This window comes from Paenalkalicoccus suaedae (assembly GCF_006965545.2).
GTDB classification, from domain to species: Bacteria; Bacillota; Bacilli; order Bacillales; family Salisediminibacteriaceae; genus Paenalkalicoccus; species Paenalkalicoccus suaedae.
This window is the reverse complement of record NZ_CP041372.2, coordinates 1,267,214-1,289,777: the sequence shown is the minus strand read 5'-3', so window position 1 is coordinate 1,289,777 and position 22,564 is coordinate 1,267,214. Positions and strand designations below refer to the sequence as shown.

Genomic DNA, 22,564 nt, shown 5'->3' with positions numbered 1-22,564 from the left:
CCGTACTATGGGAGGCAACAATGATTTCACACTTTCAATATAAACAACGGAATAAAGCTTCCGCGCAGCGTGGCTGGAGCTTTTCGTTTTTTCATAATCAAGCGAGACATACAGGCACGTACCATGCAGATGGCTCGATCGAATGGAAGCAATTAGATAGCGAGTCCAAAAAAGACGAGCTCGAGAAAGCTGTCCATGATCTCATGCTCTATCATGTATACGAAGATCATTCATCATAGTTACAGAAAGGATACCATGTATGTCTTCTAATTCAAATAAGATCACTATTACCATACCCGACTTTCCATCAATTGAAATCTCTCCTGATGCATTATCAGAAGAAGAACACGATTTATTAAAAAAGCTTGCGAACAAATCATCAAACTTAGAGCAACTAAGTAGTCAAGATGAAGAGCTATTTCAATTTTTCTTAAATAATAAAGAAGCTCCAATAAAGCCACTTGCGTCGCCCTCTAGATGTATCCACGTTGCGATGGATCGTCCGTTAGAGGATAAAGAAGAGGCTACTCTTGCTCTACGCGAATTATTTTTAGGGACCTTTTCGGTGATATGGCTCTCAGAAAGAGAGGCTGTCTTATTCCAGCAAATAACCGACGATTTTGAGGAATCCCTTGAACTTGCCTCTGTACTGGATGCATTTGCGACTGACTTTTTTGTCACGATAACCGTTGCGGTTGGTAGCTTTGAGTCGGATTGGCACAAGCTTCAAGCTCGTTTTGTAGACGAGAAAAAGCTATTTACACAGGTCAGAAAACGATTTCCCAATAAACATGCGTTTGTAGAGCAAGAATTAACGCTTTTTTACGTTATTAGTGAAATTCCTTCCGCTACGAGAAAAGAACTCGCAACCTTACTCAGTCCAGTGAGAGAGGATACGCAACTATTAGAATCCGTAAAGCTTTACTTAGAATCGAATTTAAATACGAGCCTCGCTGCAAAAAAAATGTTTATGCACCGCAATACGATGCAGTATCGCGTGGATAAGTTTATTGAAAAAACCTCTATCGATATTAAGCAGTTCCCAAATGCTGTCGCTGTTTACATGCTCCTACTTGCAGAAAGCTACAAAAAAGAGTCCTGACAGAGTGCACAAAAACGCTTTCATTTCTTTGTGCACTCTGTCAATAGATTTGAAAGCCCTTACAGGATACACTTGGTTCATAGCAAAACGGCACACACACAGAATCAATTAGGAGGAATTTTCACATGGCAAATATTAAATTCGATAGCTTATACAAAATTTACGATGGGGATGTAACAGCTGTTACAGACTTCAATCTAGATATCGAAGACAAAGAATTTATCGTATTCGTAGGTCCATCTGGTTGTGGTAAATCAACAACGCTACGAATGGTTGCAGGACTTGAAGATATCTCTAAAGGATCTCTTTATATCGGCGAAAATAAAGTAAACGATGTAGCACCTAAGGATCGCGATATCGCGATGGTATTCCAAAACTATGCCCTCTATCCTCACATGAACGTATATGAGAACATGGCATTCGGTTTAAAGCTTCGTAAGTTTGATAAAAAAGAAATCGACAGTCGCGTTCGTGACGCAGCGAAGATTCTTGGTCTAACAGAAATGCTTGATCGTAAGCCGAAGGCAATGTCCGGTGGTCAGCGTCAGCGTGTTGCACTAGGACGTGCGATTGTACGTAACCCACAAGTATTCTTAATGGATGAGCCACTATCTAACCTTGATGCAAAGCTTCGTGTGCAGATGCGTTCTGAAATCATCAAGCTTCACCACCGTCTGCAAACGACTACTATTTATGTAACGCACGACCAAACAGAAGCTATGACGATGGCATCACGTATCGTTGTTATGAAAGACGGCTTCATTCAGCAGGTTGGTGCACCTAAAGAAATCTATGACTACCCAGAGAACGTTTTCGTTGGTGGATTCATTGGATCTCCAGCAATGAACTTCTTACATGGTACATTAAAGGGTGACGCATTCCACCTAGGTGATTTTGCTGTTAAAATCCCACAAGGAAAGCTTAAAATGCTTGAAAAGTACGATCAAAAAGAACTAATTCTTGGTATTCGTCCTGAGGACATTCACGATGAGCCATTATTCTTAGATGCATCTGAAAACTCTAAGTTTGTTGCGACAATTGACGTAGCTGAACTTATGGGTGCCGAGTCTTACCTCTACTCTAAAGTAAGCGATCAAGACTTCATCGCTCGTGTAGACTCTCGTACAGATGTGACAAGCGGCAATCAGCTTGAGCTTGCGTTTGATATGAACAAAGCGCATTTCTTCGATCCAGCTGATGAGCTACGCATTCGTTAATTTGTTCCCCCTAGAGGGTATACAGCTTAGGCTGTGTATCCTCTTTTTTTCGTATTAATCGCTTGAACCCAGATATGTATAGAGGCCACATCTACCGAAGTAGACATGGCCTCTTTTTATTTCAATTATTGCTGTCCTGAAAATTGTTGCTCAGCCATTTGCACAAGACGCTTAGTAATTTCTCCGCCAACGGATCCGTTCGCACGCGCTGTAGCATCGGCTCCAAGCTGAACGCCAAATTCTTGAGCGATCTCATACTTCATTTGATCAAGTGCTTGTTGTACTCCTGGTACTAAAAGCTGGTTTGAGTTAGAAGTTCGGTTGTTAGTCATGTTTCTCACCTCCTATCGTACACATATTGTGTGACAAACGGAGAATCATATGTAAGAAACATAATAGTAAATTATAGTAATTACTTTTCTGCAAAAGTGAGCGGAGCTCCTGTTGCTGACTGAATATCTTCAAATGAACTACCATCTAAGATCTCCATTAACATGAGACCTTCCTTTGTTACATCGATAACCGCACGTTCCGTGATAATTCGGTTTACGACACCTTTCCCTGTAAGAGGTAAGCTACAGTCTCGCACAATTTTAGGGTCCCCATTTTTACTTTGATGCTCCATAATGATAATAACTTTTTTTGCACCATGGACTAAATCCATCGCGCCACCCATTCCTTTAATCATTTTACCTGGAATCATCCAGTTTGCCAGATCGCCATTCTCCGCAACCTCCATGGCTCCAAGAATCGCAACATCAATGTGCCCCCCGCGAATCATCCCAAAGGATTCTGCGCTATCAAAGTATGCTGCTCCGATCGATTCGGTGATCGTTTCTTTACCAGCATTAATCAAATCTGCATCTAGTTCCGCTTCGGTTGGATACGGACCTATTCCCAAAAGACCGTTTTCCGACTGGAGAATCACGGTTTTATTATCAGGTATATAATTCGCAACCATTGTTGGCATCCCGATTCCTAAATTCACGTAATCTCCATCTGACAGCTCCATACTTGCACGTTTAGCAATAGTCTCACGCATTTTGTGACGATCCATTACGTTACCTCCTTTACAGTTCGACGTTCAATGCGATTTTCTTGATCACCTTGAATCACTCGATTAATGTAAATGCTCGGAGTATGAACCTGATCCGCCGAAATCTCGCCTGGCGCAACGATATGCTCTACTTCTGCAATCGTGATGGTACCTGCTGCTGCGATAAGTGGGTTAAAGTTTCTGGCCGTTTTGCGATAGCGAAGATTTCCGAAATTGTCTCCTGTATGCGCGCGGACAAAACTAAAATCACCTACAATTGCTTTCTCAAGTAAGTACTCTCGACCATGAAATGATCGCACCTCTTTTCCTTCCGCGACCTTTGTTCCAACTCCAGCTGGCGTGTAAAAAGCCGGTATACCTGCTCCACCAGCCCGCAAACGCTCTGCAAGCGTCCCTTGAGGCACAAGCTCTACCTCTAACTCTCCGTTCAACACTTGGCGCTCAAACTCTTTATTTTCCCCCACATAAGAGGCAATGATTTTATCAATTTGCTTATTTTGCAGGAGTAAGCCAAGTCCATAATCATCGACCCCACAGTTGTTCGAAACAATCGTTAAACCCTTTACACCCTTATCAGCGAGAGCCTTTATACTATTCTCTGGAATACCACAAAGACCAAATCCGCCGACAAGTAACGTCGCGTTATCATGAACGTCTTTTACCACTTCTTCAAATGACGTATACGCTTGCTTCATCTACTCTCACTCCTTATACAGGATAGACGGCATGTTTTCTTCTCAAAACAGGTGGTTGCTTTGAGCTATAGTAATCGAACCTGTCTACTAAGGTTGCTCGAAGCAAATCGGCAGGAATAATGTCGTCGATAATCATCTCAGATGCCAATCGGTATATATCGATATTCTCTTTGTATTCATTACGCTTGGTCTCGATGAAGGCTCCTTGTTCCTCCTTCTCTAGTGAAGCGATTTTATTTGCATAAACCGCATTTACCGCAGCCTCTGGTCCCATTACGGCTATTTGAGCCGATGGAAGTGCTAGACAACAGTCCGGCTCAAAGGCAGGACCAGCCATCGCGTAAAGGCCTGCTCCATAAGCTTTACGTACGATAACAGATATTTTAGGTACGGATGCCTCGGACATGGCTGAGATCATTTTTGCACCATGACGAATAATTCCAGCGCGTTCCACTTTTGTCCCAATCATAAATCCAGGCACATCTGCTAAGAATAATAATGGGATCGAGAAGGCATCACATAGTGTAATAAAACGCGCCGCTTTATCTGCAGAGTCATGGAATAAAACACCACCCTTTTGCTTCGGCTGGTTTGCGATTATTCCAATCGTTTGACCATTTATTCTTGCGAATCCTGTAATGAGCTCTTTTGCAAACAGTGCCTTTATTTCATAAAAGCTCTCTTCATCAATGATACCTTCAATTAATTTATGCATATCGAATGGAGCATTTTGATTTTTAGGGATCAGCTCTTCAAGCGTTTTATCTGCAAGCTTTGGAGGAGTTGCCTCGTGCTTTGTCGTGGCTTTTTGATAGTTGCTTGGCATATAAGATAAGTAAGACCGCGCGCTTTCTAACGCCTCTTTTTCCGTTTGCACGAGCACATCGCCACACCCTGATACAGAGCAGTGCATGCGCGCGCCACCCATCTCTTCCAATGATACCTTCTCCCCAATTACCATCTCTGCCATGCGAGGGGATCCAAGATACATAGACGCGTTCCCTTCCACCATAATGACGATATCGCAAAACGCTGGGATGTACGCACCGCCTGCAGCAGATGGACCAAACAATAAGCAAATTTGAGGGATGTGACCCGAGAGTCTTACTTGGTTATGAAAAATGCGTCCTGCTCCTCGTCTGTTCGGAAACATCTCTAGCTGATCCGTGATTCTCGCTCCAGCTGAATCCACTAGATAAAGCATAGGAACAGATAGCTTTTCTGCCGTTTCTTGAATACGAATAATTTTTTCTACCGTTTTAGCACCCCAAGAACCAGCCTTTACTGTAGAATCATTTGCCATTACGCAAACCGTTTGCCCATGAATCTTACCGATAGCCGTCACAACTCCATCTGCTGGTAGCCCCTGTGCTTCACTGTTTGCAAAGCGTCCATCCTCTGTATAATCTCCGTGATCAAACAATAATTTCAGTCTTTCACGTACAAACATTTTTCCTTTTTCCTCGTTTTGCACGTGATATTTTTCACTGCCACCCTTTTCTATGACAGCAACACGTTCATGCCAACTCGCATCTAGCTTCATGTATGTTCCCTCACTCTCCAGTAAATTGCGGTCTTCTTTTCTCTTTAAATGCTTGCAGTCCTTCTAAACGGTCCTTTGTCTGGATGATCTTATGATAGGCCTCTTTTTCTACCTCAAGACCCTTTTTTAAAGGTGTATCAAGCCCACCTCGAATCGCTTCCTTTGCAGAAGCTATTGCAAGTGGTGCTTTAGTAGCTATGGTTGTCGCAATGTCCATGGCCTCATCTAATAACGCGCCTTGATAATGGACGGAGAGAACAAGACCACGATCGAATGCTTCACTTGCTGACATCGTGTGCCCTGTAAAAATCATATAAGAGGCTAGCTGCTGTCCGATTAATCGCGGTAAACGTTGCGTTCCACCTGCACCAGGAATAATCCCTAGGCCTGTCTCCGTTAATGCAAATGTCGCATTCTCCGAAGAAATTCGAAGATCACACGCTAAAGCCAGCTCTAATCCTCCACCAATACACGCCCCTTGCACAACTGCGATCGTTGGTTTTTGAAGCGTTGCCACGGTCTCAATGAACTCGCCAATTTTCGCCACAGCTAAAGCCACTTCTTCCTCATTCATCGTCGCTCGTTCTTTTAAATCGGCTCCTGCACAAAATACTCTCGTACCCGAACCTGTCAGTAAAACCACCCGCACACTCTTGTCCTCGTTCCATTGACGTAGCGTTCGTATAGCGTCTTCTAGTAGCTCCGTTGATAGAGCATTAGCCGCTTCCTTCCGATTCAACGTCAATAGAGCAATTCCATCTGTCACTTCCGCTAAAATCATGTGACTCACCTCTCCTCTCTATAGCTTAAGCTGATAGCTAGGTAGTTCCTTTTGGAGCGTTCTCTCCATAAATCTTGCTGCTTCAGTAAGCTTTGCGAGATCAACCGATGTCTCATATCCCATCGCGTGCAACATGTATACGAGATCCTCCGTTGCAATATTTCCTGTCGCACCCTCTGCGTAAGGACAGCCTCCAATACCTCCAGCTGCCCCGTCAAATGTCGTGACTCCAGCCTCCAGTCCCGCTAAAACATTCGCGCTTGCCAACCCTCTTGTGTTATGAAAATGCAGAGCTAACTTTGGCAAAACATGCTCCATCTCTTTCATAATGTGCTTTACTTGTAAAGGGTGAGCGATGCCAATCGTATCTCCAAGTGAGACTTCATCGACTCCCATCTGGAGCAAGCTTTCCGTAATCGAAGCAACTTGGGAGACAGCTACTTCCCCCTCATATGGGCATCCAAATACGGTTGATAAATAGCCTCGTACCTGCTTTTTTTCCTGCTTTGCTGTTTGCACGACCTGCTCTAAGATGACAAGCGCTTCTTGAATCGTTTTATTAATATTTTTTTTATTGTGCGTTTCACTAGCCGACATAAAAACGGCTACCTCATCAACTCCTGCAAGGAGCGCTGCTTCTAACCCTTTTTCGTTTGGCACTAGCGCACTATATGTCACGCCTTTTTTTCGCGTTAACATGGCAAACACGTCTTTCGCATCTGCTAAAGCTGGGATCCATTTAGGAGAGACAAAGGAACTGACCTCGATGTGCGTCAGTCCTGTGTCAGCTAATTCTTCAATCCATTTTACTTTATCTTCAGTAGACACAATCTGCGTCTCATTTTGTAAGCCATCTCTTGGTCCGACCTCTTTGACCGTTATAAACGGATGACTCATTTACTCGTCCTCTAGGTGCATTAAGCTATCTTCTTCGTTCACAAAGCTTCCTTCCTCAATCAACAGTTCTTTTACCACGCCACTTACTTCCGACTCGATCGGAATTTCCATTTTCATGGATTCTAAAATAACAACTTCGTCCCCTGCCTTAACTGCGTCACCGACAGCAACATTTATTTTCCATACATTACCTGCCATCGTTGTTTTAACCTGCTTCATTTACAATCACCTCTCCTATTCGTTATGATGGTTGACTAACAAAGTGCGTTGTTACTTCGCCAGCTCGGAAAGCTTCGCTTTGTAACACATCCACAAGCATCGGGATATTTGTTTTAATTCCTTCTACTTCTGATGTCGTTAGAACGTCCAAGAGCTTGTCGACGCAAGCTTCCCGTGACGAGGCATAGGCAATGACTTTACCGATCATTGGGTCGTAATAAGGTGTCACATTCATCCCTTCCTCTACCCCCATATCAAATCGTATGCCTTCTACTTCTTTAAAACGGAATTTTTTTAATGCGCCTGGACTTGGGAAAAATGTTTTAGGGTCTTCCGCATAAATTCTTACTTCGATTGCATGCTCTGATTTTCTTTTATCTCGTGGTAATGCCTCAAGTTTCTCTTTCTCACTTAGACGAAGCTGCCATTCAACTAAGTCGACACCTTCTGTCTCCTCTGTGACTGGATGCTCTACCTGAAGCCTTGTGTTTACCTCAAGGAAATAAATATTTTCTTCGTGATCTACGAGAAACTCTACAGTCCCAACACTGCTGTATTCTAATGATTCACCTATACGCTTTGCATACTCTAATAGTTGCTCAGAAGCGTTTTTGGACAGTCTTGGTGGCGGAGCCTCCTCCACGATTTTTTGGTGACGACGTTGTATGGAACAATCTCTTAGTCCAATCGCTTCTACCTCACCAAAGAGATCTCCAACAATTTGTGCTTCAATATGACGTGGTTTTTCGATATATTTCTCCAAAAATAGCGCCCCTTCACCAAAGAAGGTTTGTGCTTTTTTTGCTACGGACGAAACAGCCTTCACAAGCTCTTTCTGATCGTGTACTCGCTGCATCCCGATGCCACCGCCACCCGCAGATGCTTTTACCATAAGTGGAAAGCCTATCTTGCGCGCAGCCATTTCCAAGCTTCTCTCTGACTGATCCTCAAGCGTCATTCCAGGTACGACTGGAATTCCGATTTGCTCCATGTGCGCACGAGCATTAATTTTATCTCCCATCGCATAAATAACGGTATCCTTCGGACCAATAAACGCGATCCCTTCCTCTTCCACTTCTTTTGCGAATCCTGCATTCTCCGATAGTAATCCGTAGCCTGGATGAATCGCATCAACGTTCGCATCTTTTGCGATTTGCAGGATATTTCGCTTATTTAAATAGCTCTCACTCACGCGCGCACCGCCTACCTCATACGCCTCATCTGCCATTTTTACATGAATAGCCTCTTTATCCGCTTCTGAAAAAATAGCAACGGTCTGAATGTTTAGTTGTTGGCACGTTCGTATAATTCGAGCAGCAATTTCCCCACGATTAGCAATTAACACCTTTTTCATTTCTGTCTCCTCCTATCCTCTTGGACATCCAATTTCCCGGGCAATAACGAGTCGCTGAATTTCTGATGTACCTTCCCCAATCTCCATAAGCTTGGCATCACGTAAATAACGCTCAATCCGATATTCCTCCATATAGCCGTAGCCACCATGGATTTGTAAGGACTGATTACACGCTCTAGTCGCTGCTTCAGAAGCAAATAATTTTGCCATAGCAGCTTGTTTTTTAAATGGCTTCTTTGCATCCTTTAGAAAGGCTGCTTTTAAAATCATATTCTCAGCAAGCTCTAGCTCCATTGCCATGTCAGAAAGCTTAAATTGGATGGCTTGGAAGCTTCCGATCTGTTTGCCAAACTGTTTTCTTTCTTTGCTATATTGTAGCGCTGCTTCATAAGCTGCTTCTCCGATTCCTAAAGCTAAAGCTGCAATAGAAATTCTTCCACCATCTAGCGTATATAAGAACTGATGGAACCCTTTGTCAGGATCACCTAAAATATTTTCTGCGGGAACTTCCACATTTTCTAAAATAATCTCTGTCGTATTCGACCCTCGAACACCCATTTTTTTATAAGGAGTCCGAATAGTAAGCCCTTTTGCATCGGTTGGAACGATAAATGCCGAGATCTTTTTCTTTCCTTTTTCATCTACTCCATTCACAGCAGTGACAATAATCGTTCGTGCAAATTGAGCGTTCGTAATCCAGCACTTCTCTCCATTGATAACGTAATGATCTCCTTTTTTCTCCGCTTTCGTACGTGTTCCGCCAGCATCAGATCCAGCATTTGGCTCTGTGAGACCGAATGCACCTAAGCTCTTCCCTTCCGCTAAAGGAATAAGGTGCTCCTGCTTCTGTTTTTCTGTCCCAAAGGCGTAGAGGGGAGAGGCACCGAGCGAAACGGCAGCCGCATAGCTCAGACCAGTACTACCACAAATTTTACCGATTTCTTTAACCGCTAAAATATACGAAATCGTATCTCCACCAGATCCGCCGTATTCTTCAGGAAAAGGGATCCCAAGAAGCCCTAGTTCTCCAAGCTTTTTAAAAATTTCTTCTGGGAACCGCTCCTTTTGATCAATTTCATCCGCTAACGGCTCGATCTCTTTTTTAGCAAAATCCCTTACCATTTCCTGTACCATGCGTTGCTCTTTCGTTAATGAAAAATCCATTCTCTCTCCTCCTCTATCTTTAGGCGCTGATCCTTTATAGCTATCTTACGCCGCGACTGACTGAACATTCGCTCAGTTTTTGTATACGCTTACATTGTAAATGAAAAGGAGGATAATGTAAATATGAATATGCGTGACACGTGCATTTCTATGTTAATCTCGTTATGATGAAAGAGAAAAAGAGGCTTTCTAGAGGAGGATTTAGCATGCACGTAGTTATATTTGGAGCAACTGGTAGAGTAGGAAAAGAGCTAGTAACCCTTTGTTTACGAAACGATTATTCTGTTACTGCCTTCGCTCGATCTATCGATAAATTAAGCGATTTACCATCTGAGCTAACGTCTCGTCTTGACATTATAGAAGGAAATGTTCGAGTGAAGGAGGATGTCTATCGAGCGCTTTCTTCAAAGCCTGATCTAGTTGTTAGCTGTTTATCTACAGATAAGACGGATACACTCTCCGTTTCTTCTACTCATCTGATTGAAGGAATGAAGGAATTTGATTTGAATCGGTTTATTGCTGTTAGCACAGCAGGAATTCTTCGAGCAAAATCTGAGCCCTCTCTCTATCGTTTTGATTCAAGCGAATCGAATCGTAAAACAACGCGAGCAGCTAGAGAGCATGCAACTGTATTTGAGGCTTTTCAAGCTACCTCCATTAATTGGACATTCTTTTGTCCGACATACTTACCAGATGGTGAGGCGACAGGTAGCGTCATGTATGAGCTAGACTTCCAGCCTGAGGGAGCAAAGCAAATAACGGTTGGAGATACAGCTGCGTTTGTATTTGAACATTTGACTAATAAGGAATTTTTCCATAAGCGGGTTGGGATTGCGGAGAAGGCTGAGTAACTAGTTAAGCTTTTGTTTGTTTGTGCTTTAGGAGGAGGACATTTTTGTTCCTCCTCCTTTCGTTTGCACATCTTGAGGCCTCGTTTGTTCCTGCTGCTGCTTGTTTTTCACGTCCGCGGCATCTGTTTGCACGTCCGTGCGCTTGGTTCGTTTCTTCTTCTTTCGTTTGCGCTCCTTCCACCTCATTTGTAGATCCAAGCACTCCGTTTGAGTTTCTTCCTCTCCAAACACTACCAACGCAAAAAGACTACCACATTGTGATAGCCTTTTGCGTAAACACCTTTTCTTAACCAACTTTCTTCGAGCCTTTTTGTTGAAGCATATACATATGATGATACTTGCCTTTTTGCTCCATTAATTCCTCATGCGTTCCTTTTTCGACGATGTGCCCTTTGTCTAACACAAAGATGTGGTCAGCTTCTCGTATAGTCGAGAGTCGATGGGCAATAACGAGTGTCGTTCGTCCAGCCTTTACAACGTCTAATGCATGCTGAATGATGGCTTCGGTCTCTGTATCAACGTTAGCTGTGGCTTCATCAAGCATAAGAATGGCTGGCTTTGCTGCTAATGCACGAGCAAATGAGAGTAACTGCCTTTCTCCTGAAGAAAGCATACTTCCTTTCTCATTTATTTCCTCATGAATACCATTCGGTAGTCGGTCAATGAGAGGCTTCGCTCCAACCTTTTCTAACGCATCAAGGATCTCGGCGTCTGTTATTTGCTCATTGTCCATGCGAATGTTTGATGCAATGGTACCTGTAAAAATAAATGGATCTTGAAGTACAATTGCCATATTCTCACGAAGCTCTTGTCTCGACATGTCATGAATATCCTGACCATCAATCTTCACAGTTCCACGCTGATGATCATAGAAGCGAAACAGGACATTCATAATGGAGCTTTTGCCAGATCCTGTTGCGCCTACGAAAGCGGCGGTCTCTCCTTTATTTACTTTAAAGGAAATGTCATGGAGGACATACGTGTCTCCTTTATACGCGAAGGACACGTTATCAAAGTGAACTTCTCCGCTCAGCTTACGCTCTTTTTCAAACAAAACGGGCGTGCCAGCTTCATCAAGTAGATAAAAGACGCGATCGCCAGCCACTCTTGCCTCCTCAAGCAAGCTAAGCTGATTGACTATACCGTTAACTGGATCAAACATTCTATTAATATAATCAACAAAGGCATATAGGACGCCTAGACTTATAACAGAGCCAATCCCAAGAGAAGCCCCTCCGAAATACCAAATAAGCGCTACGAAGCAAATGCTTCTAATTAAGTTAAGCAGGTTGAATCCAGTAAGTGAGTTTAGCGTTAATAGCTTACGATTAAACCTATAGTGCGTCTCGTTAATCGTCTCAAATTCCTCTTGTACCTCTTTTTGACGTCCAAAGGCTTGAATAATAGGCATGCCTTGAATGTTCTCATTAATTCGTCCATTAATATCACTGATTTTCTCCCGAATAACGTGATTGTACGCACTAGCATACTTCCGATATACGATCATCCAGACAATAATGATCGGAACAATAATAAGAGTCGCAAGCGCAAGCCTGTAATCTAAAATGAAGAGGGCGATAAAGATACCGATTAAATAGACGACACTTGAGAAAAACGTCGCTAGTACTCTGACGTAAAGCTCTCGAATTGCCTCTGTATCATTTGTTATTCTTGAAACAATTTTACCTGCTCCTACTTGATCGAAGTACGAAATAGGTAGTTCATGCGTTTTACGAAACACGTCGTTGCGCATTCGCAAAATAATTCGATTTGCTGACTTCTCAAGCCAGTAGGCCTGAAAGTAATGAAGCACGGACGCAAACACAATTAATAAGAAATAGCCTGACATAAGTAAAAGTACATATGGAAGCTCTCCCTCAAAAAATGCATACACGTCAGAAGCAGTCATCGGTGTTGCGTTATAGGTTGCAACTTGATCACCCCGAGTAACCACTAATTGGTCTATAGCCCATTCTCTTTCACCATCAAAGGCTAAGGTACCTTCCATAGCTACGTAGGACCGATCTATTTGAAGAATCGTTATTCCTTCCTCATTATTAATAGAAGAAACACGATCACCTCGTTCATACGTTTGCCCATTAAAAGCTACTCCATCTCCATCAGTTGGAACCCATTCCTGTTCTATTCCCATGATATGATGATCAATCATATGTTTAGCAATGAAGGGACCTGTAAGCTCCGCTGCTACAGCAAAGGTTAATAATAATAAGGCAACAATAATGGTTCGTTTCGCTGTTAACGCATAGCGTAGGAGTCGTTTTTCCGTTTCTTTATGTCTCGTCGTCATTATGCGAGCACCTCCTGTTTATCCGCCATTTGCGCCTGTACCTGTTCGCGATACCAACCGCCAAGCTCCATTAGTTCATCATGTGTGCCACTTGCTATAATGTGGCCATTATCAAAAACAAGAATGGTATTTGCGTGTTTAATGGCTGACATGCGATGTGCAGCGATAAACGTTGTTTTTGACTTTCTTGCCGTTCGGATATGGTCAATGATCGCCGTTTCTGTTTTCGCATCAACGGCCGATAGTGCATCATCTAAAAGCAGGATATCCGGTTCTTTTAAAAGAGCCCGAGCTATCGCTATTCGCTGCTTTTGCCCTCCTGATAACGCAATCCCCTTTTCTCCTACCACTGTCTCCAGCCCATCCTTGAGCATCGCAAGATCTGACGTTAAGCTCGCCCGCTCGATGACATCCTCAAGTTCCGATGCAGTCGCCGTAGGCTTAGCAAACACAATATTTTCTCTAATGGTTTTAGAAAATAGGAATTGATCTTGAGGCACATAGCCAAGCCAGCCTTTTAATTGCTCTAGATCTATTTCCTCGATTGGCGTTCCATTAATAAATAGTTTTTGTGATTCAATTGGATACTCGCGTAGAAGCTGTCTTAAAAACGTGGTTTTCCCACTACCCGTTTTCCCCACGAGTCCCACGTGATCACCAGGCTTTATAAGCACATTCACGCGTTCAAGCGAAGGCGCTGTACCGTTGGGATAGTGGAAGCTCAAATCACGGATCTCCATATAAGAAGGTGTTAAAAGCCTCTTTCCGTCCTTTACTACGACGTCCTCTTTGTAGCTAAGTGTTTCGTTTAGACGATCTAAGGATGCGCTCCCTCGTTGCATGACGTTCATGAGCTCTCCAAAAGCAAGCATAGGCCAGATGAGCATTCCTAGATAAATATGAAAGGAAATGAGCTGACCGATTGTGAGCTGATTTTGGAAAACGAGAACGGCCCCGTAGCCTAGACCAACTGAATAGCTAATTCCAACAAGTATTTTAATCGTTGGTTCAAATAGCGCATCAATCCGAGCTACCTGCACGTTTTTCTGATATACATCCTCCGTTAAGTTGTGAAAGCGTTCCTGATCCTCTTTTTCACGCACGAACGCTCGTATAACACGAGCACCTGACACGGATTCAAGTACTTGATCATTCAACGTACCAAAAGCATTTTGTGCGACGGTAAACCGTTTATGAATGACTTTTCCGTACTTTCCGATAATAAAGGCCATGATTGGAAACGGTAAAAACGCCGCTAACGTTAACTGCCAGCTCACAAAGAACGTCATCATAAACAAAATGATTAGTAAAAAGGCTGTTGCATCAATCAACGTTAAAATCCCAAAGCCTGCTGTCTGAGAGATGGCTTTAAGGTCATTTGTCGCCTTTGCCATGAGATCTCCCGTTTTATTTTTTTCAAAAAAGGTAGAGGTCATTTTAAATAAGTGCGACATGTACTTCGTTCGAAGTGATCGCTCAATATATATAGCTCCTCCAAATAATAATCTCATCCATACAAATGTGATGGCATACGTTGACGTCATGATAAAAACAAACACGCCAATATACATAAATAACTGCTCTCTCGTTAACGAACCTGTTGTGACATCATCAATGACAACGCCTATCAAAAGTGGTGGGATCACCTCTAAAACACTTGCGATCATGAGTAAGCTAATCGCTATTAGGTAACGCTTCTTTTGCTCTTTAAAAAACCACCAGAGCTTCTTAATTACTGAAAACATAGTTTCACCCTATTCTATTTTTAGTCTGCTAGTCTGGGCCTGTCACATCCACCTTGAGTTCTCTCTTCATTGATAATACGTTCATCTTCATTCCTCCATCATTTTTTTTGAGCAACACAACAAAAAAGACGCGTGGAGGAATCCACGCGCCTAAAAATTTCCATTCATAGACAAAATAAAAAGCACGTGGATCTCCACGTACTAAGTCTCATTCATTTAAAAGATAAACAAAGCTACGGGAGGGGGCGTTACGTATGAAGTTACGAATTTACTCATATGCTTTTTCATGCTTCATACACCTCCATCGGAATGTTCATCCGTTATTATTGCTTGCTCTTAAAGTAGGATATCATTTCCATCTAACACCGTCAACTAGTACTTTGAGATTATTTAAAATAATCTCAATTTTTTGCCCCATTGCACCCACTCTTCATTCTTTACGATATTTAATTTTTTCCGTATGTTTCGACGATGGTTTTCCACTGTTTTTGGAGAGATCGCTAAAAAAGTTGCACTGTCGCGAACAGAGTATCCTTCAAGCTTCATGCGAAAAATTTCCTCTTCACGTCTTGTAAGCTCATGGATGACATCGTTAGGGGTTTGTACGTTTGCTTGTTCCAAACGTCCACCCTTAAGTAATCGTTGCATAATTGGCATGAGTTCATCTAATGACATTCTTTCAAATAATACGCCATTCACTCGCGGCAGTTCTTTATAGGTTTGCTGATAAATAATAATGGTTATAGCATCTATGTTAACGAGTGTTTCTATGGATGTTGCTCCTGGTAAATCAACATGTAAAATGACGACATCGAATTCGTATTTACGCGAGGATTTAAGGAATGCTTCTTTTGTATTTACAGTAACCATGTATTCAATATCGCGAATATCTTTTATAAGCTGAATAAGTCCGTAACGGAGTAGCTCATGGTCCATTCCAATAAGGATGCGCATACTACCACTTCCCTTCTTAAATCAAGTATAATAGAGAGTGTAAGAAAGGTAAATTTGTCAGGTTTGTGAAATGTGTCACATATGTTCATTTTTTGCTCATAGATTCACATTATATAGGGGTTTACACCTATAAACGTTCTTGTTAAAATGCTTTATTATTGCGTTAATACGAATTATTGATTTACTCACATGAGGGGGACACCACGATGTTTTTCGAATATGATCCGGTCCTCTATAGCAGAATTTTGACGTATGCTACGCTTGGTTTCCACGTTATTTTTGCAACAATTGGAGTAGGTATACCTCTAATGATTGCAATTGCTGAGTGGATGGGTATTAAGCGGAATGATCCGCATTATACGCTACTCGCAAGACGCTGGGCACGCGGCTTCGTTATCACCGTTGCAATTGGTGTTGTAACTGGTACTGCTATGGGACTACAACTTAGTCTATTATGGCCAAACTTTATGCAAACAGCAGGTCACACAATTGGACTTCCAATGTTTATGGAAGCATTCGCATTCTTCTTTGAAGCGATCTTCTTAGGAATTTATCTATATACTTGGGACAGATTTAAGTCACAAATGAAGCACTTCTTATTAGTTATCCCAGTAGTAATTGGTGCTACAGCAAGTGCCTTCTTTATCACGACGGTCAATGCGTTTATGAACATGCCTCAAGGGTTTGAAATGATTGATGGCGTTATTTCAAGCGTTAATCCGCTTGAAGCGATGTTTAATCCCGCCACGCCTACAAAAGTATCACACGTTATCATTACATGTTACTTAACAGCAGCCTTTGTATTAGGTGCGATTGCTGCCGTTCGTATCTTAAAAGGTAACAAATCAGCTTATCATAAAAAAGCTCTGCACTTAACAATGGTTACTGGTGCTGTCTTCGCAATTGGTACTGCACTTGTTGGTGACTTATCTGGTAAGTACTTGCATGAGTATCAGCCAGAAAAGCTCGCTGCTGCAGAATGGCACTTTGAAACAGAAACACATGCACCACTTATACTCGGTGGTTTCTTAGATTCAGATAATGAGGTTCGATTTGCTCTAGAAATTCCGTATGCATTAAGCATTTTAGCTGGAGGTACTCCAGGCACAGAGGTAACTGGGTTAAATGATTTTGATCCGAATGATCTACCTCCACTATGGGTACATTACTTCTTTGATAGCATGGTGTTTATCGGAATGTTCTTAGCATTCACATCTATTCTGTTTGTGTTTATGAACTGGAAGAAAGGCTGGAACCCATTTAATAGACCACTTATGATGATGGTCGTTGCAGGTGGACCACTTTCTATCTTGGCTATTCAATCAGGCTGGATCTTCGCAGAAGTTGGTAGACAGCCATGGATTTTAAACGGATTTATGCGAACATCTGAAGGGGCTACGACTTCTCAACACGTAGATATTATGCTTTATCTATTCTTAACTCTTTATGCGGTGTTAGGTATTACATGTATTGTTGTTCTTCGCAAAATGTTTAACCGTAATCCGGTCGAAAGAGAAATGGAGAAGCGAGGAATTGACAATCAGGAAATCGAATAAGATGTGGGCTTTTGCCCACATCCCTTTATCTTGCCTATCACTTAGCAGAAAGGAGTTATTCTTGTGACTTATGAAATAGTCGGAATCACCGTCCTCTGGACATTCTTATACGGATATTTAATCGTTGCCTCCATTGACTTTGGAGCAGGATTCTTTAGCTACTACTCAAAACGTACGAAAAAAAATCACGTGATTCATCACATTATACAGCGCTACTTATCTCCTGTGTGGGAGGTCACAAACGTATTCCTTGTTTTCTTCTTTATTGGAATCGTTGGATTCTTCCCAGAGACAGCGTACTATTACGGAACAGCTCTTTTAATTCCAGGTAGTGTTGCCATTATCCTGTTAGCGATTCGAGGATCTTATTATGCTTTTGCAACGTACGGATCAAAAGAGAGCAACTTTTTCTCCTTCTTATATGGGGCTACAGGGCTTTTAATCCCTGCCTCACTTACAACGGTGTTAACGATCTCTGAGGGAGGATACATTTCTCAGGAAAGTGGAAATGTAGAACTTCTATATGGAGAGTTATTCTCAAGCCCTTACTCTTGGGGTGTAGTTATCTTAGCAATCGTAAGTGTCCTGTTTATTTCCGCTTCCTTCTTAACCTATTACGCATCACGCGCGAAGGATGAAAAAGCATTAGAATTACTTAGACGCTACGCGCTTACGTGGGCAGCACCCTCTATCATTATGGGTATGATCGTCTTTTATTTACTAGGCGAACAAAATCCTACCCACTTTGCTAGTATGCTTGACCTATGGTGGATGTTTGCTATTTCCTTTGTTGCCTTTGCGGTTGCGACATTCTTCATTTGGAAAAGACGAAATTACGGTACAGCATTTATTCTAGTGTGTGTGCAATTCTTCGCTGCATTCTTTGCATATGGAGCATCTCACCTACCGTATCTGCTTTATCCGTATTTAACTATTTACGATGGCTTCACAAACGAGACGATGGCAATTGCGTTAATTGCAGCATTCATTGCCGGACTTTTACTTCTCCTACCTTCCCTATATCTGCTCATGCGATTATTCCTATTCGACGCAGATTATGTAGAGGGTAGAAAATAAGGAAATGGAGGGATTACGATGACTTGGTTTTTAATTATGATCGCCCCGCCCCTCATTGTCATATTTAGTATCATATTTGTTTTCTTTTGGGCTGCAAAGTGGCCAACACCACGATTTCTAAAAGATGCAGATAACAATAAATAACAGTAGAAGAAGCTAGAGCTATATACAATTGGTTCAGTTATGGAGTACAAATCATAAAAATTTTTTAATAGAACCCTAATTGATTTATAGTAGACATTGGAATTGGTACGATAAGTATCAAATAAACTAGTACAATAAAGGAGCTTGGTTAAACCAAGCTCCTTTGTCATGCATTGTAATGACATCTTATTCGACTAAAGCACTCTGTTATTTTCAGAAGTATTTTACTCTCGTTTAAACTTAAAAATAAGATAATATAAAATAGAGATAATCTTAAACATTAAATAAAACGAAAAAAAGATAACGAATAAGACAATTCCATAGAAAAATACAGATGTATGCCATAGATTTTCGAACCTCACTCTATAACTCATTCCACCTAGATGTGGCGGGTAAACAGAATAAGTCGCTATTTGCATATAAAACATAAAAATTAATAACAGAAATATAATAATAGACAGTATCCAAAATCTTCTTTTAGACATCATTATTAACCTCCTTTGTATGAGCGTGCCCCCGATTCTAACGTTATATCTTCTCTAACAGTGAAGTAGTCATTAAGACTTTGGATAATTTTTGTAATTATCTTTAACTCTCCTGCTCCCTAAGTTTGAAAAAGACCATTTCACAATTTCCTCATTCATAAGAAAATTCTTTGTTTGTCCCTCTACTTTTTGAGCAGAGGTTGCGCGCTTCAAAGCCTTTGAAATTAATAAGTTTCACTTACAGGTGTTTGACCCAATAAAAGTTTCCAAAACGATAGTTCCCTATTACTTCTCTGTTGATCATAAGTTAAATTCTTCCTTCTATTCTACGAGATAAAATATTATACTATTGTGTTTTAGCTAACAACGTGACTGTCACGATTCCAAGCAAACATGTTAGCACGGAGCTTACGATTAGTGCAGGCGTTAGTGCGCCTTCTATATTAGCTAAAATAGCAAATATGGATGCTGCAACTAACCCAATGATAGCTGCATACGTCTCAGTAGGATAAGATCGAAGCAAATAACGAACTAGCTTACTAATTAGTAAGACCCCACATACAACTCCTAAACCTATAGGAATCACAACCGGAAGATGGAGCTCAATTAGCGATCTAGTTGCCAGCTCATACAAGCCAAGTATCGTTAATGTTAATGCTCCGCTAATCCCAGGTAGTACAAGAGCACAGCTTGCTAACGCCCCAGCTACAAACATATACACATAGTCAGCAGTTGAGAGTGAATCGATTTGTAAGTCGTTTCCTCCACCTAAAAACTGACCGATAATGACAATAGAAAAAAATATAACCATTATCATATAGTGCTTTGCTGCGAAGGATAAGGTAGACTCTTCCACAGCTTCTTTCCATAAGTATGGTAAGAACCCTAAAATGACACCAACAAAAAACAATAGTGTAGGGGTTCTAAAGTGTTGAAGTAAAAAATCAATCGTAAACAGAGCGACCCCAAAACCGATTACCATTCCTAACCCAAACGTAAGTAAGAAAGGTAGTACTTCCTTATAACGCTTTGTCGTCAGCATACTTAACGAATAAAGCATTCGTTTATATATTCCTAAAATCATCGCAACTGTGCTGCCACTAATTCCTGGTACAGTTTCCGTGACTCCAATTGCGATTCCCCTGACAATAACTCCAATCATTGATCACTCCCCCATTCTACCTGACTAATTATTCCAATTGTCAAGCTACCTGTCAACTATGAAATATGGCACATTTCTACAATAATTGGCTGGACCAATCAAAAAGACTCATAGATGCACCTCTTACAAGTGCGTAACACCTATGAGCCCTGTTTAAAATTATTAGATACTTTTTATTTTTTGATCAACTAGGTTAAAACGAAAGATCAATTTCCCCCTAACTTTTTTGTTGCCTCTAATAATCTTTGATCAGAGATTTCTATAACCAATTTAACTTTTTGTTCAGCCTCTGATAAATCTGAATTCTCTTCAAGTGCTCGCCTCATTATTAGAAAAGCATCTGAGCGATAAAGCGTACCTTCTTTTAGATCAGTTATTGCTGAGCTATAATTAGCATTATCATTTTCTTCGTGAAATTTCTCTAATTTATCTGAGTGTACTTCTAAAAAAACCACCTGCATTTCTGTTTCACGAATAACCTCATCCATTGATAATTCACCGGTGAACAATTTATCTAAGGTCTCTACCTTGTAATTCTGCCAAATTTCATCATTTATTTTCATTGTCTCATCATATAGTTGATCAAGACTTATTGAATTAGTCGATTTATCATATAAATTGTTTTCTGTGATATATAGTAACGTTCCATCGTGTGCGAATCTAAATGTGACATTAAAATCTTCATTCTCTCCTTCATACTCATAAATACGATCTGCATGAATATTTATAGGCTCAGCGTGAATCATCGAAGTCACATCATCGACTGTGACCGACTCACTCTTAAACAAATTAACTATTGCATCGTATTCATTCATTGAAATGAGAGAATTAGTTTTTATCTTCTCATCCAAAGAACTATTATTTTCTTCCTGAGAGATTTCAGTTGTTATAACCTCATTATTAGATTCATTAGTAGAATGACCTTCTTCCTCCTCATCAAATAAATTGTTACTTTCATCCGATGATAGCTCCATTTCTATAACCTCATCATTAGATTGGGCAACAGAAAAATTTTGAGTTGTTATATAGAGTATGGCTACACTTAACAATCCTACAATACAAATCCATAACCAATACTTAGACTTACTTGATAATTGCTTTTTCATAAATTCACCTCTAATTGTTTTAAACTGGATATATGGTAAATGATTGAGTAACTTTCTCAGTAGAAAAGTCTTTAAATATTTTATAAGTTAAGAAACAACGTATATATAAATTAAGATCAATTCCTTCCTAACTTTTTTGTTGCCTCTAATAATATTTGATCAGACATTTCTAGAGTTAACTTTGCTGATTCTTCAGCTTCTGATAAATCTGAACTCTCTTCAAGCGCCACTCTCATTACTTGAAAAGCAAATGAGCGAAAAATCGTTGCCTCTTGCAAACCGGTCATCGCTAAATTTTCCACGTCATCATTATTTTCCTCTTTAAATTTTTCTATTTTATCTGAGTGTGCCTCTAAATTAATGATATGTATTTCTGTTTCACGAATAACCTCCTCCTTAGATAATTCACCTGTAAATAATTGATTTAAGGTTTCTATCTTATAATTATCCCAAATATCATTATTTATTTTTATGGTTTCATCATATAGTTGATCTAGACTTGTTGAATAAGTCGATTTCTTAAATAAATTGTTTTCTGAGATATGTAGTAACGTTCCGTCGTATGCGAATCTAAATACAACATTAGAACCTTCATTCTCGCCTTCATATTCATAAACACGACCTTCAAAATTATATATAGGTTCAGCAAGAATCATGGAAGAAACGTCATGTGTTGTGACAGTTTCACTCTTAAACAAATTAACTATTGCATCATATTCATTTATTGTGATGTAGAAATTACTTTTTTCCTTCTCATGCAAAGGACTATCGTTATTTTCTTCCTGAGAAATTTCAGTTGCTACAACCTCATCATTAGATTCAATAGCAGAATGATTTTCTTCCTTCTCATTCAATGAATTATTAGTTTCATCAGGTGATAGCTCCATTTCTACAACCTCATCATTAGAATGGGCAATAGAAAAACTTTGAGTTGTTATATAGAGTATGGTTACACTTGAAAATCCTGCAATACAAATCCATAACCAATACTTAGACTTACTTGAGAATTGCTTTTTCATAAATTCACCTCTAATTGTTTTCCGCTGACTATGAAGTACATAATTGTGTAACTCTCTTAGATGGAGTGTTATATTAACAGCTTTAGTTATATTAGCTAGCTACTATAAAGTACATTAGAGCAAAGTAC

General features: G+C 40.7%; 22 protein-coding genes. 7 read left to right on the top strand and 15 right to left on the bottom strand.

Annotation, left to right across the window (positions count from 1 at the left end):
- The first annotated feature begins 20 nt into the window (after positions 1–20).
- The 3 genes from FLK61_RS06975 (at position 21) to FLK61_RS06965 (ending at position 2,319) form a co-directional block, all read left to right on the top strand.
- Positions 21–239: a DUF5342 family protein gene (locus FLK61_RS06975; RefSeq protein WP_176008767.1), complete on the top strand. Its 219-nt coding sequence runs from the start codon at positions 21–23 to the stop codon at positions 237–239.
- Positions 240–259: 20 nt separating this feature from the next.
- Entirely contained in the window at positions 260–1,102 is an 843-nt protein-coding gene (locus tag FLK61_RS06970; RefSeq protein ID WP_176008766.1) for a PucR family transcriptional regulator, read from the top strand.
- A 125-nt stretch (positions 1,103–1,227) separates the two neighbouring features.
- Positions 1,228–2,319, top strand: a complete 1,092-nt coding sequence (locus tag FLK61_RS06965) for an ABC transporter ATP-binding protein (protein WP_176008765.1) — start codon at positions 1,228–1,230, stop codon at positions 2,317–2,319.
- Between the two features lie 125 nt (positions 2,320–2,444).
- Here FLK61_RS06965 and FLK61_RS06960 read toward each other — a convergent pair whose 3' ends face one another.
- The 9 genes from FLK61_RS06960 to FLK61_RS06920 form a co-directional block, all read right to left on the bottom strand.
- Positions 2,445–2,651, bottom strand: a complete 207-nt coding sequence (locus FLK61_RS06960) for an alpha/beta-type small acid-soluble spore protein (protein ID WP_176008764.1) — start codon at positions 2,649–2,651, stop codon at positions 2,445–2,447.
- A gap of 80 nt (positions 2,652–2,731) precedes the next feature.
- A complete protein-coding gene (locus FLK61_RS06955) occupies positions 2,732–3,376 on the bottom strand; it encodes a 3-oxoacid CoA-transferase subunit B (RefSeq protein WP_176008763.1) in 645 nt (214 codons plus the stop codon).
- On the bottom strand, positions 3,376–4,071 hold the full coding sequence (locus FLK61_RS06950) for a CoA transferase subunit A (RefSeq protein WP_176008762.1): 696 nt from the start codon (positions 4,069–4,071) through the stop codon (positions 3,376–3,378). The genes FLK61_RS06955 and FLK61_RS06950 overlap by 1 nt, the downstream gene beginning before the upstream one ends.
- A gap of 13 nt (positions 4,072–4,084) precedes the next feature.
- Complete coding sequence (locus tag FLK61_RS06945) at positions 4,085–5,614, bottom strand: acyl-CoA carboxylase subunit beta (RefSeq protein WP_176008761.1); 1,530 nt, start codon at positions 5,612–5,614, stop codon at positions 4,085–4,087.
- Between the two features lie 10 nt (positions 5,615–5,624).
- Entirely contained in the window at positions 5,625–6,395 is a 771-nt protein-coding gene (locus tag FLK61_RS06940) for an enoyl-CoA hydratase-related protein (RefSeq protein WP_176008760.1), read from the bottom strand.
- A gap of 18 nt (positions 6,396–6,413) precedes the next feature.
- Positions 6,414–7,292, bottom strand: a complete 879-nt coding sequence (locus tag FLK61_RS06935; RefSeq protein ID WP_176008759.1) for a hydroxymethylglutaryl-CoA lyase — start codon at positions 7,290–7,292, stop codon at positions 6,414–6,416.
- On the bottom strand, positions 7,293–7,511 hold the full coding sequence (locus FLK61_RS06930; RefSeq protein WP_176008758.1) for an acetyl-CoA carboxylase biotin carboxyl carrier protein subunit: 219 nt from the start codon (positions 7,509–7,511) through the stop codon (positions 7,293–7,295). It abuts the gene before it with no gap.
- Positions 7,512–7,533: 22 nt separating this feature from the next.
- Positions 7,534–8,865 (bottom strand): acetyl-CoA carboxylase biotin carboxylase subunit, encoded by a 1,332-nt coding sequence (locus FLK61_RS06925; RefSeq protein WP_176008757.1) that lies wholly within the window; start codon positions 8,863–8,865, stop codon positions 7,534–7,536.
- 12 nt (positions 8,866–8,877) lie between these two features.
- Positions 8,878–10,029, bottom strand: coding sequence for an acyl-CoA dehydrogenase family protein (locus FLK61_RS06920; RefSeq protein WP_176008756.1), 1,152 nt, complete (start codon positions 10,027–10,029; stop codon positions 8,878–8,880).
- Positions 10,030–10,235: 206 nt separating this feature from the next.
- On the opposite strand from FLK61_RS06920, the gene FLK61_RS06915 reads away from it, so the two are divergent.
- Entirely contained in the window at positions 10,236–10,880 is a 645-nt protein-coding gene (locus FLK61_RS06915; protein ID WP_176008755.1) for an NAD(P)-dependent oxidoreductase, read from the top strand.
- A 286-nt stretch (positions 10,881–11,166) separates the two neighbouring features.
- Here FLK61_RS06915 and FLK61_RS06910 read toward each other — a convergent pair whose 3' ends face one another.
- The 3 genes from FLK61_RS06910 to FLK61_RS06900 all read right to left on the bottom strand — a co-directional run bounded on the left by FLK61_RS06910 (position 11,167) and on the right by FLK61_RS06900 (position 15,887).
- A complete protein-coding gene (locus FLK61_RS06910; RefSeq protein ID WP_176008754.1) occupies positions 11,167–13,188 on the bottom strand; it encodes an ABC transporter ATP-binding protein in 2,022 nt (673 codons plus the stop codon).
- Complete coding sequence (locus FLK61_RS06905; protein ID WP_176008753.1) at positions 13,188–14,933, bottom strand: ABC transporter ATP-binding protein; 1,746 nt, start codon at positions 14,931–14,933, stop codon at positions 13,188–13,190. The genes FLK61_RS06910 and FLK61_RS06905 overlap by 1 nt, the downstream gene beginning before the upstream one ends.
- Positions 14,934–15,323: 390 nt before the next feature.
- A complete protein-coding gene (locus tag FLK61_RS06900; protein ID WP_176008752.1) occupies positions 15,324–15,887 on the bottom strand; it encodes a response regulator transcription factor in 564 nt (187 codons plus the stop codon).
- 206 nt (positions 15,888–16,093) lie between these two features.
- On the opposite strand from FLK61_RS06900, the gene FLK61_RS06895 reads away from it, so the two are divergent.
- From FLK61_RS06895 to cydS, 3 genes are all read left to right on the top strand, one after another.
- Positions 16,094–17,443, top strand: a complete 1,350-nt coding sequence (locus tag FLK61_RS06895; RefSeq protein WP_176008751.1) for a cytochrome ubiquinol oxidase subunit I — start codon at positions 16,094–16,096, stop codon at positions 17,441–17,443.
- A gap of 63 nt (positions 17,444–17,506) precedes the next feature.
- Positions 17,507–18,520, top strand: a complete 1,014-nt coding sequence (locus FLK61_RS06890) for a cytochrome d ubiquinol oxidase subunit II (protein WP_176008750.1) — start codon at positions 17,507–17,509, stop codon at positions 18,518–18,520.
- An 18-nt stretch (positions 18,521–18,538) separates the two neighbouring features.
- Entirely contained in the window at positions 18,539–18,664 is a 126-nt protein-coding gene (gene cydS / locus FLK61_RS20320; RefSeq protein ID WP_430708796.1) for a cytochrome bd oxidase small subunit CydS family protein, read from the top strand.
- Between the two features lie 831 nt (positions 18,665–19,495).
- Here cydS and FLK61_RS06885 read toward each other — a convergent pair.
- From FLK61_RS06885 to FLK61_RS06875, 3 genes are all read right to left on the bottom strand, one after another.
- Positions 19,496–20,311: a DUF368 domain-containing protein gene (locus FLK61_RS06885; protein WP_176008749.1), complete on the bottom strand. Its 816-nt coding sequence runs from the start codon at positions 20,309–20,311 to the stop codon at positions 19,496–19,498.
- Between the two features lie 206 nt (positions 20,312–20,517).
- Complete coding sequence (locus FLK61_RS06880; RefSeq protein ID WP_176008748.1) at positions 20,518–21,417, bottom strand: hypothetical protein; 900 nt, start codon at positions 21,415–21,417, stop codon at positions 20,518–20,520.
- A 116-nt stretch (positions 21,418–21,533) separates the two neighbouring features.
- Positions 21,534–22,436: a hypothetical protein gene (locus FLK61_RS06875; RefSeq protein WP_176008747.1), complete on the bottom strand. Its 903-nt coding sequence runs from the start codon at positions 22,434–22,436 to the stop codon at positions 21,534–21,536.
- Between the last annotated feature and the right edge of the window lie 128 nt (positions 22,437–22,564).